At 75.2% G+C, this 14,256-nt stretch carries 13 protein-coding genes; 10 read left to right on the top strand and 3 right to left on the bottom strand.

Annotated elements, in window-relative coordinates:
* Nucleotides 1-78 precede the first annotated feature (78 nt).
* Both ACGH52_RS36195 and ACGH52_RS36200 read left to right on the top strand, forming a co-directional pair.
* Nucleotides 79-1,080, top strand: a complete 1,002-nt coding sequence (locus tag ACGH52_RS36195; RefSeq protein ID WP_399945628.1) for a phosphotransferase — start codon at nucleotides 79-81, stop codon at nucleotides 1,078-1,080.
* Between the two features lie 58 nt (nucleotides 1,081-1,138).
* Nucleotides 1,139-1,405, top strand: a complete 267-nt coding sequence (locus tag ACGH52_RS36200) for a hypothetical protein (protein ID WP_059297196.1) — start codon at nucleotides 1,139-1,141, stop codon at nucleotides 1,403-1,405.
* Here ACGH52_RS36200 and ACGH52_RS36205 read toward each other — a convergent pair.
* Nucleotides 1,348-2,376: a MerR family transcriptional regulator gene (locus tag ACGH52_RS36205; RefSeq protein WP_399945631.1), complete on the bottom strand. Its 1,029-nt coding sequence runs from the start codon at nucleotides 2,374-2,376 to the stop codon at nucleotides 1,348-1,350. The genes ACGH52_RS36200 and ACGH52_RS36205 overlap by 58 nt on opposite strands.
* A gap of 94 nt (nucleotides 2,377-2,470) precedes the next feature.
* On the opposite strand from ACGH52_RS36205, the gene ACGH52_RS36210 reads away from it, so the two are divergent.
* The 3 genes from ACGH52_RS36210 (at nucleotide 2,471) to ACGH52_RS36220 (ending at nucleotide 7,607) form a co-directional block, all read left to right on the top strand.
* The gene (locus ACGH52_RS36210) at nucleotides 2,471-4,012 is read left to right on the top strand and encodes an alpha/beta hydrolase (protein ID WP_399945634.1); all 1,542 of its coding nucleotides are present in this window, start codon (nucleotides 2,471-2,473) and stop codon (nucleotides 4,010-4,012) included.
* Nucleotides 4,013-4,061: 49 nt separating this feature from the next.
* Nucleotides 4,062-5,714, top strand: coding sequence for a molybdopterin-dependent oxidoreductase (locus ACGH52_RS36215; protein WP_399945637.1), 1,653 nt, complete (start codon nucleotides 4,062-4,064; stop codon nucleotides 5,712-5,714).
* Between the two features lie 192 nt (nucleotides 5,715-5,906).
* Complete coding sequence (locus ACGH52_RS36220; protein ID WP_399945640.1) at nucleotides 5,907-7,607, top strand: cellulase family glycosylhydrolase; 1,701 nt, start codon at nucleotides 5,907-5,909, stop codon at nucleotides 7,605-7,607.
* Between the two features lie 3 nt (nucleotides 7,608-7,610).
* On the opposite strand, the gene ACGH52_RS36225 is transcribed toward ACGH52_RS36220, so the two are convergent.
* Nucleotides 7,611-8,186, bottom strand: coding sequence for a hypothetical protein (locus ACGH52_RS36225; RefSeq protein WP_399945643.1), 576 nt, complete (start codon nucleotides 8,184-8,186; stop codon nucleotides 7,611-7,613).
* Between the two features lie 36 nt (nucleotides 8,187-8,222).
* Here ACGH52_RS36225 and ACGH52_RS36230 point away from each other — a divergent pair, with 36 nt between their 5' ends.
* Both ACGH52_RS36230 and ACGH52_RS36235 read left to right on the top strand, forming a co-directional pair.
* Complete coding sequence (locus ACGH52_RS36230) at nucleotides 8,223-8,912, top strand: response regulator transcription factor (protein ID WP_171986978.1); 690 nt, start codon at nucleotides 8,223-8,225, stop codon at nucleotides 8,910-8,912.
* Nucleotides 8,909-10,234: an ATP-binding protein gene (locus tag ACGH52_RS36235; protein ID WP_399945647.1), complete on the top strand. Its 1,326-nt coding sequence runs from the start codon at nucleotides 8,909-8,911 to the stop codon at nucleotides 10,232-10,234. Before ACGH52_RS36230 ends, ACGH52_RS36235 begins: the two co-directional genes overlap by 4 nt.
* A 29-nt stretch (nucleotides 10,235-10,263) precedes the next feature.
* Here ACGH52_RS36235 and ACGH52_RS36240 read toward each other — a convergent pair whose 3' ends face one another.
* Entirely contained in the window at nucleotides 10,264-11,145 is an 882-nt protein-coding gene (locus ACGH52_RS36240) for a CAP domain-containing protein (protein ID WP_399945650.1), read from the bottom strand.
* A gap of 490 nt (nucleotides 11,146-11,635) precedes the next feature.
* Here ACGH52_RS36240 and ACGH52_RS36245 point away from each other — a divergent pair, with 490 nt between their 5' ends.
* The 3 genes from ACGH52_RS36245 to ACGH52_RS36255 are packed head-to-tail and all read left to right on the top strand — an operon-like array spanning nucleotide 11,636 to nucleotide 14,195.
* Nucleotides 11,636-11,914 carry an acyl carrier protein gene (locus ACGH52_RS36245; RefSeq protein ID WP_059296610.1) on the top strand — a complete coding sequence of 93 codons (279 nt, stop codon included), beginning with the start codon at nucleotides 11,636-11,638 and terminating at the stop codon, nucleotides 11,912-11,914.
* Nucleotides 11,911-13,197 (top strand): beta-ketoacyl-[acyl-carrier-protein] synthase family protein, encoded by a 1,287-nt coding sequence (locus tag ACGH52_RS36250; protein ID WP_399945653.1) that lies wholly within the window; start codon nucleotides 11,911-11,913, stop codon nucleotides 13,195-13,197. Before ACGH52_RS36245 ends, ACGH52_RS36250 begins: the two co-directional genes overlap by 4 nt.
* Nucleotides 13,194-14,195 carry an ACP S-malonyltransferase gene (locus tag ACGH52_RS36255; protein ID WP_399945655.1) on the top strand — a complete coding sequence of 334 codons (1,002 nt, stop codon included), beginning with the start codon at nucleotides 13,194-13,196 and terminating at the stop codon, nucleotides 14,193-14,195. Before ACGH52_RS36250 ends, ACGH52_RS36255 begins: the two co-directional genes overlap by 4 nt.
* The last annotated feature ends 61 nt before the right edge of the window (nucleotides 14,196-14,256 follow it).

Genomic DNA, 14,256 nt, shown 5'->3' on the forward strand with positions numbered 1-14,256 from the left:
CCGGGGACCCGTCGCAGGGCCCCCGGGACGGGGCGAAATCCGGTGGCCGGGCACGGCGCGCGGTGCTGGGATGGCCGGATGCTCAGTGACGCGCCGACGACCGTGGACCGGGGGCGGTACGAGGACACCGTCACCCCCTGGGAGGAACCGGCCTGGCGCACCGAGGCCATCGGCTGGATCGAGGCCCGGCTGGCCGACCGCGGCCTGCGGCCGACGGGAGGGTGGCGGGTGCGGCTGCGGCCGTGGTCCGTCCTGCTGCGGCTGGGCGTCGGGCAGGGCGACGCCGTCTGGTTCAAGGCCAACCCGCCGGGCAGTGCCTTCGAGGGCGCGCTGACCGCGGCGCTGGCCCGCTGGGTCCCCGGGCACGTCCTGGAGCCGCTGGCGGTGGACGCCGGACGCGGCTGGTCGCTGCTGCCCGACGGGGGCCCGCTGTTCCGGGACGTGCTGGCACGGGAGACGGTCACTCCCGGCGCCTGGGAGGAACTCCTGCGCCAGTACGCGGCCATGCAGCACGCGCTGACCCCCCGCGCGGGCGAGATCGAACGCCTGGGGGTGCCCGCCGTGCCCGCCGACGCGCTGCCCGGCGTCCTCGACCGGCTCGACGCGACCCCGCTGCCCTCCCGGGATCGGGCCGCGCTCCGGGAACTGCGCCCCCGGCTGCTGGACTGGTGCGCGGAACTCACGGCCCTGGGCGTCCCCGACTCCCTGGACCACGCGGACCTGCACGACGGCCAGCTCTTCCGCCCCGCACCCGGCCGGTTCACCTTCTTCGACTGGGGCGACGCCGTCGTCGCCCACCCCTTCTCCAGCCTCGCCGTCCCCGCCCGCCGGGCGGCCGAGCAGCACGGGACGCGCGTCCTGCCGCGCCTGCGCGACGCCTACCTCGAACCGTGGACGGGTGCCGGCCGCACGCCCGCGCAGCTGCGGCGCGCGGTGAGCCTCGCCTGGCGGCTCAGTGCCCTGAACCGCGCGGCCGCCTACGGCAGAGTCTTCCCCACCGCGTCCGGCGGCGCCGGAGCCGCGACGGCGGCGACGGGCGCACGCTGCCTCCTCGAACTGCTGGACGAACCCCCCTTGTAGCGGCGGCCGGTCCCCGGCCCGCGGGGCGTTGTCAGTGGCGGATGCGAGGCTTCACCTCATGGATGAGGTGGAGTTCATGCGGGGCAGGGTCTACGGCGCCGACCACGACAGCCCAGGGCCGCGCGCCGGGCGGGTCTACGCCCACCTGGTGGGCGGCCCCCTGGACGGCCTGCTGCTGGACGTCACGGACCTCACGGAACAGGAGCGCGACCGCTCAGTGGTCCTCGCGACGGAGATAGGCCGCTACGGCCCGGGCGGCCGCTCCGCCTACGCCCCGAGGCCGGGCGACGCCCGCCGCTTCGACTGGCGGGGCGACGTGCCCTGATCCGGCACCACCCCCGTCTGAGCGGTCAGCGCCGCCAGCAGCCAGTCGTGTGCGGTCCCGGGGGTCGGCTCCGGCCGCCCGCCCGGCGCGGTGTTCACCTCGGCGACCAGCTCCCAGTAGCCGTCCAGCCGGGGATCGGCGGCGAGCTGCCCGGCCAGGCGGCGCCGGAACCCGGGAGTGTCCCGCACCCCGTAGGCGCTCGTGTACGCGGCGACGAAGCCGTCCAGTGCCTCACCCGGATGCGGCTCGCGTCCCCGGCGCAGGTGCGCTCCGGCCAGCTCGTACGCCTCCGCGAGCCCCGTGTACAGCACGGCGGCCCCCCGCGCCCCGGCGGCCCGGTGCGCCTCGGGCTGGGGCCGGGCGGTGCCCGGGCACGGGCCGAGGGTGAGGGCGTTGAGCCGGGCGAAGGCCAGGACCTGGGCCGGAGCCGGGTCGTCCGGCGGCTGCGGCACCGCCACGTCCAGGAACGCGCCGACCGACCCGGCCGGCATCCGCGCCGGCAGCCAGCCGCGCCAGAACCGCACCAGCGGGGCCGTGCTGGGCGGGACGGACACGGCGCCGATCAACCGCAGCCGGTCGGCCTGCTCACCGGGCGGAGCCTCCTGCACCAGCCGCAGCGCGGCCTCCCGCCAGCGCAACGCCCGCAGCTCCGAGCCGACCTCACGCAACCGGCCCGCCACCGCGGCCTCCAGTGCCCCGCCCGCCCCGCTCCCGTCGCCCGCCGCGCCTTCCGCGTGCCGCTCGTCGACGATCCGCCGCACCTCGGGAACGCCCAGACCCAGGGCGCGCAGCGAACGGATCAGCCGCAGCCGGTCGAGGGCCTGCGGACCGTACCGCCGGTGCCCTCCGGCGCTGCGGGACGCCTCCGGCAGCAGGCCCCGGTCCGAGTAGAAGCGGACCGTCTTGACGGTGACGCCCGCACCCTCGGCCAGCTCGCCGATGCCGCACAGACCGTCGTTCGACGTGAACACTTGAACCTCCCTCAGGGGGAGTTCCTACCGTACCGGCGACGGCGGCCCGGTGATCCGGCCGGGCCGCACCGTGGACGGAGGAGAGACACAGACCATGACCGCGTTCATCCTGGTGCCGGGCATGTTCACCGGCACGCACATCTGGCAGGACACCGCCGCGCGCCTGACCGCTGCGGGCGCCGAGGTGCACACGGTCGCCCTCACCGGCCTCGACGGACCCCGCGCCGCCACCGAGTCCGGCGTGGACCTGGAGACCCACATCGCGGACGTGCTCGCGGCGGTCGACTCGGTGGGCGCGGCCGAGGGGCGGCGGATCGTGCTGGTCGGCCACGACTACGGCATCCACCCGGCGGTCGGTGCCGCCGACCGGCGCGCGGAGCGCGTCGAGCGGATCGTCTACCTGGACTCGGGCCTGCCCAGGGACGGCGTCCCGGCCCTGGCCGCCGTGCCCGACCAGTCCCTGCGCGAGCGCCTCGCCGCACCCGTGGGGACCGGCGAGGCGGACCGGACCGCGCAGACGCTGCCGCCCCCGGCGCTCGACGCATGGCCGCGCTGGGGCAGCACCGAGGGCGTCCCCGACGCCGCACTGGACCGGCTCACCGCCCTCGCCGCGCCGCAGCCCCTGGGCACCCTGCTCCAGCCGCTGCGGCTGACCGGAGCGGTCGGCCGGGTGCCCACCACCGGCGTGCTGTGCACCGGCAACGGCAGCAGCATCGAGCTGATCCAGATGCTGGTGCGCCTCGGCGACCCCGCGCTGCGCCCCCTGACCGACCCCCGGGTGACCTTCTTCGAACTCCCCACCGGCCACTGGCCGATGCTGTCCTGCCCCGCCGAGCTGACGGACGTACTGCTGCGGGCCGCGGCGGGCGAGGGGCACCGGCTGGAACCGGTCGACGACGCCGCGGGGCCGGCGCACCTGAAGCCGTTCCTGATGGACGTGCCCGACGTCGTGAGGGAGCGGCACGGGAACGTCGACCTGTACCTGCCCGACGCCGACGAGCCGCGGCCCGCGGTGGTGTTCGTGCACGGCGGTCCGGTCCCCGCCGACGCCCGGCCCACCCCGCGGGACTGGCCCGGCCTGACGGGATACGCGCGGTGCGTGGCCGGGGACGGAGCCGTCGGCGTCCTCCTCGACCACCGCCTGCACGACCTGGGCGACTACGAGCGGGCCGCCGCGGACGTGGCCGCCGCCGTGGAGCTGGCGCGGACCGATCCGCGGGTGGACGGGGAGCGGATCGCGCTGTGGTTCTTCTCCGGCGGCGGCCTGATCGCCGCCGACTGGCTGGACGCGCCTCCGGCGTGGCTGCGCTGCCTGGCGGCCACCTACCCGGTCCTGGCGCCCCTGCCGAACTGGGGACTGTCCGAGACCCGCCTGCGACCGGCGCGCGCCGTGGCGAAGGCGGGTGACCTGCCCGTCGTGCTCACCCGCGTGGGACGGGAGATGCCGGAGCTGGCCGCCACCGTCGAGGAGTTCCTGGCCGCGGCGAAGGACTGCGGGGCCGACGTGGAGGTGATCGACGTGCCGCACGGCCACCACGGCTTCGAGACCATCGACGTGACCGACGAGTCGCGCACGGCGGTGCGTCACGCGCTGCGCACGGTGCTGGACCACGCCTTCGGGGCCGGGGCACGGTGACGGAGGGCGCGCGACCAATCCGTCCGCCGCCCGGTGCCGGATTACCCCCGTGAGCGACCACGACAAGACCCCACGCCAACCGTCGGCCAGGACCTGGACCCGCCTCGGGCTGGGGGCACTCGGCGGGCTCCTCGCAGGGGGCGCCGCGCTCGCCGTCGCCGAGTTGGCGGCAGCCGCGGTACGCCCCCAGTCCGGGCCGGTCGTCGCGGTCGGCGCCGCCGCCATCGACCGTACGCCGGCCGCCGTGAAGGACTGGGCGATCCGCACCTTCGGCGCCGACGACAAGCTGGTGCTCCAGCTCGGCATCCTCGCCGTCCTGACCCTGTTCGCCCTGGCCCTCGGCGCGTTCGCCGCCCGCCACCGGCGCACCGGCGCCGCGGGCGTCCTCGTCTTCGGAGTCGTCGGCGCCTCGGCGGCCCTCGGCAGGCCCGACTCCACCGGCGTCAGGGACGCCCTCCCCTCCGTCCTGGGGGCGATCGCGGGTGCGGCGTTCCTGTACGTCCTCGTCGGTCTCCTGCCCCCGGCGCGCCGGGAGGCGCCGGGGGAGCGGGGAGAGCAAATAGAGCAGGGAGAGCAGGAAGAACAGGAAGAACAGGAAGAACAGGGAGGGGGCTGGGACCGGCGCCGATTCGTGATCGCGGCGACCGCCGCCGCCGCGGCCTCGACCGGGGCCGGTGTCCTCGGCCGGGCCCTGAGCGGCGCGGGCGGCCGGGAAGCGGTCGCCTCCCGGAAGAACGTCACCCTGCCACCGCCCGGCTCACGCGCCCCGGCGGTACCCCGGCGGGCACAGGGCGGGGTGGACGGGGTCAGTTCGTTCTTCACCCCCAACAGCGACTTCTACCGGGTCGACACCGCCTTGGTGGTCCCCAAGGTGGACGCCACGACCTGGCGGCTGCGTGTGCACGGCGACGGGGTGGACCGGGAGAGGACGCTGACCTTCGACGACCTGCTGCGGCGCGAGCTGATCGAGCGGGACATCACCCTCACCTGCGTGTCCAACGAGGTCGGCGGCCCGTACGTCGGCAACGCCCGCTGGATCGGCGTCCGGCTCGCCGACCTGCTGGAGGAGTGCGGCGTCCGCCGTCCGTCGCAGGGCGGCCCGGCGGACCAGCTCGTGGCCCGCTCCGTGGACGGCATGACCATCGGCAGCCCCGTCGAGGACGTCATGGACGGCCGGGACGCGATGCTCGCCCTCGGCATGAACGGCGAGCCCCTGCCCTTCGACCACGGATTCCCCGTCCGCATGCTGGTGCCCGGCCTCTACGGCTACGTCTCGGCCTGCAAGTGGATCGAGGAGATCGAGCTGACCACCTTCGACGCCTACGACGCGTACTGGGTCAAGCGCGACTGGGCCCGCGAGGCCCCCGTCAAGACCCAGTCCCGGATCGACACGCCGAAGCCGTTCGCCCGGCCGAAGACGGCCACGGTGATGGTCGCCGGAGTCGCCTGGGCGCAGCGCCGGGGCATCGACAAGGTCGAGATCCGTGTGGACGACGGCCCCTGGCGGGAGGCCATCCTGGCCGCCGAGGACTCGCGCGACACCTGGCGGCAGTGGTCGTACGCCTGGCCGGCCACCAAGGGCGGCCACACCCTGACCGTGCGGGCGACCGACCGGACCGGCGAGGTGCAGACGGAGAGGCGTACCCGCACCGTGCCCGACGGCGCGAGCGGTTGGCACTCGGTCGTGGTGACGGTGGAGTGACGACCGGGGCGGCACGCCCGCCCCGCCCTGCCTGGCTCCGGGCGGGGCAAGCGTTTTCTGTCCGCAGCCTTGACGTGTACGCGGCGCCTTGAGTTTCATGGAGGCTTGTGGGAGCGCTCCCACAAGTCAGCACCGCCGCCACCCTCACCGTCCCCCGCCCTCGTGTCCGCACTACTCAGCCCTGGAGTCGCCGTGCGCACAGCAAGACGAGACATCCCCGCACCGAAGACCCTCGCGGCCCGCCTGGTGGCCGGTCTCGCCGCGCTGATCGGGCTGGTCGTCGTCGGTGTCCTCTGCCCGGGCGCCGCCCTGGCCCAGTCGCCCGCGGACCGGGCGGCGGCCGACCCGTCGCCCGGTGCGCGGGCGGCCGGCCTGCACATCAGCGAGGGCCGCCTGGTGGAGGGCAACGGCAACGACTTCGTCATGCGCGGGGTCAACCACGCCCACACCTGGTACCCCGGCGAGACGCAGTCGCTGGCCGACGTCAAGGCGCTGGGCGCCAACAGCGCCCGGGTCGTCCTCTCCGACGGGCACCGCTGGAGCGAGAACGGGCCCGCGGACGTCGCCGCCGTCATCGAGCAGTGCAAGGCCAACCGGCTGATCTGCGTGCTGGAGGTGCACGACACCACCGGTTACGGCGAGGACGCCGCGGCCGGCACCCTCGACCACGCCGCCGACTACTGGATCGGCCTCAAGGACGTGCTGGCCGGTCAGGAGGACTACGTCGTCGTCAACATCGGCAACGAACCCTGGGGCAACACCGACCCCGCGGGCTGGACCGAGCCGACCGTGGCGGCCGTCAAGAAGCTGCGCGCCGCCGGACTCCACCACACGATCATGGTGGACGCCCCCAACTGGGGCCAGGACTGGCAGGGCGTCATGCGCGCCAACGCGCGGTCCGTCCACGACGCCGACCCCACCGGCAACCTGATCTTCTCCATCCACATGTACAGCGTCTTCGACACCGCCCAGGAGATCACCGACTACCTCAACGCGTTCGTCGACGCGGAACTGCCCATCCTCATCGGTGAGTTCGGCGGTCCGGCCGACCAGTACGGCGATCCGGACGAGGACACCATGATGGCCACCGCCGAGCAACTCGGCCTCGGGTACCTGGCCTGGTCGTGGAGCGGCAACACCGACCCGGTCCTCGACCTGGCGCTCGACTTCGACCCGAGCAGGCTGAGCGGCTGGGGCGAACGCATCTTCCACGGCGCCGACGGCATCGCCCAGACCTCGAAGGAGGCCACCGTCTACGGCGGCGGCACCCCGGACACCCAGGCCCCGACGGCTCCCGGCACCCCGACCGCCACCGCGGTCACGGACACCTCCGTCACTCTCGGCTGGACCGCCGCCACCGACGACACCGCGGTCACCGGCTACGACGTCGTCCGCATCGACGACGGCACCGAGACGAAGGCGGCCTCCTCGACCACCACCGACGCCACCGTGACCGGCCTCACCGCCGGCACCACGTACACCTTCGCCGTCCTCGCCCGTGACGCGGCGGGCAACCGGTCCGCCCGCTCCGCCGCCGTGGAGGTCACCACCGACGAGGGCGGCGCCCCGGGTGCCTCCTGCTCCGTCGGCTACCGCGTCGTGGGCGAGTGGCCGGGCGGCTTCCAGGGCGAGATCGCCGTCCGCAACACCGGGAGCGCCGCCCTCGGCCCGTGGACGCTCGCCTTCGCCTTCGCCGACGGCCAGAGCGTCACCCACATGTGGGGAGGCACCGCCACCCAGAACGCGGGCGCGGTCAGCGTCGCCCCGGCCTCCTACACCGCCACCATCCCGGCCGGCGGCACGGTCACCCTCGGCTTCACCGCCCGGAAGGACGGCGCCAACACCGCCCCGGCCGCGTTCACCCTGAACGGGGCCTCCTGCGCCACGACGTGACCCTCACCACGACACCTCGCGGACGTCGGCGCGGCTCTGCGGCTGCGTCGTCGCCGTGATCTCCGAACGGTGGCGGCTCGCCGTGAACGTCACCTTCAGCGTCTGCGGCGCGCCCTGCTCCGTGCTCACCGTGAAGCCCTGGTTCGGCACCGCCGAGATCAGGCACACCCCGCTGCCGCCGAACCGCACGGTGGCCTTGCCGCCCTCCGACGGCACCGTGTACACGCCCGCCCCGCCCTCCTCGCAGCCCGGGTCGCCCCCGCCCGCGGGCGGGGGCGGGGCCGTGGTGCGTGGGCTCGGCGTCGCCGTGGGGGTCGGTGTCGGCTCGGGCGGCTCCGCGCTGGTGCGGGACGGCGTCGGGCTGGGCTTCCGGCTGGTCGGCGACGGGCTGGGAGTGGCCGTCACGGTCTTGGAGACGGTCGGCCGGGGCGGGGCCGGGAACTCCTCGGGCGCCGTCTGCGCGACCGGCGCGGTCGGCCGGGTCGACCCCACCACGAAGTGGATGGTGATGATGACAGCCGTCACACTGGCCGCCGTGCAGGACAGCCAGATGATCAGGTAGCGCAGGAGGCGGGACACGACACCATAGTGACGGACCGGCTAACGTGCCTGCCCATGGCCTCCGTACTTGTCGTCGAGGACGACCCTGTGATCCGGGCCGCGCTGATCGAGGTCCTCACCGGGCACGGCTACGCGGTGAAGACCGCACACCAGGGTTTCGAGGCGCTGCGCGACATCACCCAGAGCCCGCCGGACATCGTCGTGCTCGACCTCGGCCTGCCCGACCTGGACGGACTCGACGTATTGCGGATGATCCGGGGCATATCCCGCGTCCCGGTGCTGGTCGCCACCGCCCGGGACGACGAGACCGAGATCATCCGGCTGCTCAACGCCGGGGCCGACGACTACATGGTCAAGCCCTTCTCCGGGGGCCAGCTCGCGGCCCGGCTCGCCGCCGTGCTGCGCCGCTCCGCGCCCGCCGACCTGCGGGCCGCGCGGCTGCCCGTCCTCCAGGTCGCCGACCTCCGCATCGACCCCACCGCCCGCACCGCCCACCTCGCCGGACGGGAACTCTCCCTCACCCGCCGCGAGTTCGACCTGCTCGCCTACCTGGCAGCCAACGCCGACCAGGTCATCACGCGCCGGCGGATCCTCGCCGAGGTGTGGCAGCAGCCGTACGTGGAGGACCAGACGGTGGACGTCCACCTGTCCGCACTGCGCCGCAAAATGGGGGAGAAGGCGCGCAAGCCCCGCTATCTCCACACCGTGCGTGGCATCGGCATCAAGCTGGTCAGCGCACCATGAGGCGGGCCCTCGCCGGGATCGCCCTGGCCGTCACCTCCATGGTGGCGCTGTCGTTCCTCATCCCGCTCGCCCTCCTGGTGCGCGAACAGGCCCGCGACCGGGTCACCACCGCCGCCGAGCAGCGCGCCGCGGCCCTCTCGCCGGTCCTCGCCCTCACCACCCGGCGCGCCGACGTCCAGCAGGCCGTCGCGGAACTCGGCTCCGCCGACCAGCTGGCCGTGCGGCTGCCTGACGGCGGCTTCGTCGGCACCCCGCACGCTCCCGAGGAGGCGCTCGACCGGGCCGTACGGGGCCGCGAGACGCTCGCCGTGGACACCCCGGACGGCTGGGCCTACCTCCAGCCCGTCGTCCTGCGGGGCGAGCGGGTCGCGGTCGTCGAGGCCTACGTGCCCGCCGCCGACCTCAGCCGGGGCGTGACGGCCTCCTGGGGGGTGATGGCCCTGCTCGCCGTGGGCCTGGTGGGCGGCTCGGTGCTGGTCGCCGACCGGCTCGGCGCCCGCGTGGTCCGCTCCTCCCGCGGGCTCAAGCGCGCCTCCCTCGCCCTCGGCTCCGGCGACCTCGGCGTACGGGTCCAACCGGACGGCCCGCCCGAGCTGCAGGAGGCCGGAGCGGCGTTCAACACCATGGCCGACCGGGTCGTCGACCTGCTCGCCGTCGAACGCGAACTGGTCGCCGACCTCTCGCACCGGCTGCGCACCCCGCTGACCGCCCTCTACCTGGAGGCCGACCGGATGGGCGCGACGCCCAGCGCGCAGCGGGTCACCGATGCGGCGGGGCAGCTGGAACACGAGCTGGACTCGATCATCGCGGCGGCCCGCACGCCGCTGGCGGCCGCGCAGCTCGCCGGGCCCGGGGCGGGTACGGCGAAACCGTGCGACGTCGCCGAGGTGGTCGCCATGCGCCTGGACTTCTGGTCGGTCCTCGCCACCCAGCAGGAGCGGCTGTGCGAGCGTTCCTTCACCCCGCGCCCGACCCCGGTGGCCTTCCCCGAGGACGACCTCGCCGCCGTCGTGGACGCCCTGATCGGCAACGTCTTCCGGCACACCCCGCAGGGCACCCGTTTCGTCGTGCGCGTGGAACGCCGGGACCGGCACGTGCACCTCACGGTGGACGACGCCGGACCGGGCGTCGCGGACCCCGAGGCGGCCCTCACCCGGGGCGTCAGCGTCGGCGGTTCCACCGGTCTTGGCCTGGACATCGTGGCCCGGGCGGCCCGTACGGCGGACGGGGAACTGACGATCACCCGCGCGCCGCTCGGGGGTGCGCGGGTGACGGTGTCCTTCGCGCTGGCGGACATGCGCGCGGTCGGCAACGGACGGTGACGGGTGTGGCCGGGCGGCGGTGACCGGCGTCAGCGGCCGGTGCCGAAGTCCTGCGTCCACCAGGGGCCGCCGTCGCCGAAGTGGACGCCGACGCCCAGCTCCTTGAAGGAGCAGTTGAGTATGTTCGCCCGGTGGCCGGGGCTGTTCATCCAGGAGTCCATCACCGAGGCGGCGTCCGCCTGGCCCCGGGCTATGTTCTCGCCCAGGGTCGACCACTGGTAACCGGCGGCCTCGACCCGGCTCGCCATGGTGGAGCCGTCGGGGCCCGTGTGGGACATCACCCCGCTGCTCGCCATCACGTCGCTGTAGTCGTCCGCGGCCCGGGTCAGCCGGTCGTTCGCGGTGACCGGCGAGCAGCCCGCCGCGGCCCGCTCCTCGTTCACCAGCGCGAGGACCTGCCCCTCGGCACCGCCCGTCGCGCCGGAGCCAGAACCGGAGCCGGAACCGGAACCGGAGCCCGATCCACTGTCCGACCCGGAGCCGCCGCCCGTACCGGACCCGTCGCCGCCCGACCCGCCGCCGCTCTTCGCGGTGGCCTTGACGGGAGCCTTCGAGGACGGCGCGGGCGCCTTCGCGACGCTGGTCGTCGGGCTCGCTGTCTTCTTCGGCTTCTTCTTCGGCTCGGCGCTCGGGCTCGGCGAGCCGCTCGCCGTGGCGCTCGGGCTTGCCGACGCGGACGCGAGCGGTGCCGCACCGCCCGCCGCGTCCTCGGCGTTCGGCGCCCGGTCGGCGGCGTTCGCGGTGACCTGCTCCGAGGCCCCGCCGTCGTCGCCGTCGGTCACGGCCAGCGTGATCCCGACGCCCGCCGTCAAGGTGACGGCGCCGAGGGCCAGCGCGGTACCGCGGCTCCTGAGCCCGCCGCGGGGGCGGGCGTGGGAGCGGGACGGGCGAGCGGCTCGGCGGGAACCCATACGCAGGACACCTCGGCTTGTCGGTCGGCTGACGGAGCAGCCCCCGTACCCGGTGGACGCGACCGCGCCCACCGGGACTGTGGGGGGTGTTCGAGAGCCTAGGACCCGACGGGCGGGTAAACGCCCGTTCGAAGGTCATCTTCAGAAAGCCTTAAAAGAGCCGCCAAAGTCCGTTGAGGAAGCACGGCACCCTGCGCGGCACCACCGCACCGGCCCCCGCCCGCCCCCTTACGCACGCGCCGCCCACCACCCTCGGTCGGTACCGGGGCGCTTCAAGGTGAAGGGTGGACACGGGAGCCCACAGGAGCCCGTCCCGTGCCCCCGATGCTCCGCCGTCCCCCCTTACCCGGCGATTGCCGGACCGGACGGCCGGACAGCCTGACGGCGTGAACCGGCAGGTCGCCGGACACCGCCGGCGCGCCCGAGAGGACCGGGTCCTCCCGCCCACCGCCTCCGGGCGCGCCGTGCACCGACCAGGGAGGTACCGGACATGCCGTCCACCGCCGACGAACGACAGCTGCTCGACGAACTGCGCGACCTGCTCGCCGCCACGGTCGAGGACCTGACCGTGGAGGAGATCCAGCCCGACTCGTCCCTCCAGGACGACCTGGGGGTCGACTCGCTGGCCCGGCTGGAAGTGGTCGCCGCGATCGAGGACCGCTGGCAGATCGAGGTGCCCCAGGAGCAGGCGGACCGGCTCACGACGGTGCGGGAGATCGCCGCCCACCTCGCCGCGGCCGTCACCGCCCCCGCGGGCGGCACCGCGTGAGCCCACGGCACGCGGCCGACTCCGCCCCCGAGGACCGGTTCGCCGTCGTCACGGGGCTGGGACTGACCACCGCGCTGGGCGGTGACGTCCCCACCACCTGGCGGGCCCTGCTGGACGGCGTGTGCGGCGTGGAGCGCGTCGACTTCGGAGAACCGGAAGGGCCCGCGCAGGTCTACCTCGCGGCCCCGGCGGCGGTCGACCCCAGGACGGTCCTGTCGTCCGCCAAGGCGGCCCACTGCGACCGCACGGCGCAGTTCGCTCTCGTCGCCGCCCGCGAGGCCGTGCGCGACGCGGGGTACCGCGACGTGTCGGCGCTCGCCGAGAGCGGCTCGCGGGTGGCCGTGGTCGTCGGGGTGGGCCTGGGCGGTATCACCAGCATCCTGGAGCAGAACCGCCGCCTCCAGACGCAGGGCGCGGGACGGGTGAGCCCGCGCACCATCCCGGTCATGCTGCCCAACCACCCCGCCGCCGAAGTGGGACTGATGGTCGGCGCCAAGGCCGGTGTGCACGCCCCCGTCAGCGCCTGCGCCTCCGGCGCCGAGGCGCTCGCCCAGGCCCTCGGCATGATCCGGGACGGCCGTGCGGACATCGTGGTCGCGGGTGGCACCGAGGCCGCGCTGCACCCGCTGGCCCTGGCCGGGTTCGCGCGGCTGCAGGCCCTCTCCCGGCGCCACGACGACCCCAAGGGCGCCTCCAGGCCCTTCGACGCCGACCGGGACGGCTTCGTGATGGGCGAGGGCGCCGGCATGCTCGTCGTCGAGAGCGCCGTGCACGCCGCCGTCCGCGGTGCCCGCGTCCTCGGCCGGCTGACCGGGGCGGGCATCACCAACGACAGCCACCACGTGGCCCAGCCGGCGCCCGGCGGTACGGGCTGTGCGGCGGCCGTCGACGCCGCGCTGCGCGACGCGGGGCTCGTGCCGGAACAGGTCCAGCACATCAACGCCCACGCGACCTCCACCCCGCTCGGCGACCTCGGTGAGGCCCAGGCGCTGCACAGCGTCTTCGCCGAGGCACTGGACGACGTTGCGGTCAGCGCCACCAAGGGCGCCTTCGGACACTCCCTCGGCGCCGCCGGAGCCATCGAGGCCGTCCTCACCGTCCTCGCCCTGCGGGACAGGACGGCACCGCCCGCGTGCACCCTGGAACGGGTGGACCCCGAGATCGGCCTGAACGTGGTCGGCCGCGACCCGGCGGCACTGCCCTCCGGGCCCCTCGCCGCGGTCACCACGAGCATGGGCTTCGGCGGGCACAACGTCGCGCTCGCCTTCGCCAACGCCTCATGAGGAACGACGGTCCGGCCCCCACCGGCGGCACACCACGCACCGTGCTGATGTGCCCCGGCCAGGGGGCCTACCTCCCCGGCGCGTTGCGCCATCTCGGCGAGGTCCCGTCCGTCTCACGGGTGCTGCGGACGGTGGACGCCCACGGCACCGCGCTCGGCGGGACCCGCACACCCGTCGGCCGCCTCCTCACCGACGCCGCGGCACCCGAACCCGACCTCCTCGTGCGCACCGACCCCCTCGCCTTCGACCTGGCCACCTACGCCGCCGTGGTCGCCTCCGCCACCGTCCTGCTCGACCTCGCGGCGCCGCCCGTCCACGCGGTGCTCGGCCACAGCGTCGGCGACCTCGCGGCGCTCACCGTGGCCGGAGCCATCACCCTCGAACAGGGCGTCCGGCTGCTCCACGTCCGCGACCGGCTGCTGCGCGAGGCGGCGCTCCCGGCAGCGGGCCTGCTGGCCACCGACCTGACCGCCGAGCTGGCGAGTGACCTGCTGCGCGCCGAGAACCTGCCGCAGGTGCGCGTCGCCGCCCACAACGCCCCCGGTCAGACGGTCCTGGCCGGGCCCGAGGACCAGTTGGCCGCCCTCCGGACCGCCGCCCTGGCGCTCGGCCGCCGCGCCACCGTGCTGACCAGCCGCACCGCCTACCACCATCCCCTGCTCACCGAGGTCCACCGGACCTTCCGGCGCCTCCTGCGCGCGCAGCCCGTCGCCCCGCCCGCGCTCCCCGTGTACACGGCCACCACGGCGGGGCCCGCTAGCACCCCGGCCCAGCTGCGCACCGCGGCCGCCGCCCACCTCTGCGAGCCGCTCGCCTTCCCCCGGACCCTGCGCGCACTGCGCCTGGCCGGTTTCACCACCTACCTCGACAGCGGCCCCCGGGCCCTGCTGAGCACCCTGGCCAGGGCCGGTCTGCCGGGCTGCACCACCGCCGCGCCCTCCCGCACCCCGGTCGGCGTCGACCGCATCCGCCGTCGCCTCACCGCCGCCCTGCGGTGACGCGGGCCCTTGACCCGACGGCGACGGCGCGCCTTCATGAGGGAGCCGGGAGTGGCCCGGC

Source organism: Streptomyces sp. BBFR25, from assembly GCF_044590125.1.
Classification (GTDB): domain Bacteria; phylum Actinomycetota; class Actinomycetes; order Streptomycetales; family Streptomycetaceae; genus Streptomyces; species Streptomyces canus_D.

Excerpts from the sequence above, each read along its gene's own strand:
- ACGH52_RS36200 (WP_059297196.1), top strand. The coding sequence starts at position 1,139 with ATGGATGAGGTGGAGTTCATGCGGGGCAGGGTCTACGGCGCCGACCAC.
- ACGH52_RS36235 (WP_399945647.1), top strand. The coding sequence starts at position 8,909 with ATGAGGCGGGCCCTCGCCGGGATCGCCCTGGCCGTCACCTCCATGGTG.
- ACGH52_RS36210 (WP_399945634.1), top strand. The coding sequence starts at position 2,471 with ATGACCGCGTTCATCCTGGTGCCGGGCATGTTCACCGGCACGCACATC.
- ACGH52_RS36240 (WP_399945650.1), bottom strand. The coding sequence starts at position 11,145 with ATGGGTTCCCGCCGAGCCGCTCGCCCGTCCCGCTCCCACGCCCGCCCC.
- ACGH52_RS36195 (WP_399945628.1), top strand. The coding sequence starts at position 79 with ATGCTCAGTGACGCGCCGACGACCGTGGACCGGGGGCGGTACGAGGAC.
- ACGH52_RS36255 (WP_399945655.1), top strand. The coding sequence starts at position 13,194 with ATGAGGAACGACGGTCCGGCCCCCACCGGCGGCACACCACGCACCGTG.
- ACGH52_RS36245 (WP_059296610.1), top strand. The coding sequence starts at position 11,636 with ATGCCGTCCACCGCCGACGAACGACAGCTGCTCGACGAACTGCGCGAC.
- ACGH52_RS36230 (WP_171986978.1), top strand. The coding sequence starts at position 8,223 with ATGGCCTCCGTACTTGTCGTCGAGGACGACCCTGTGATCCGGGCCGCG.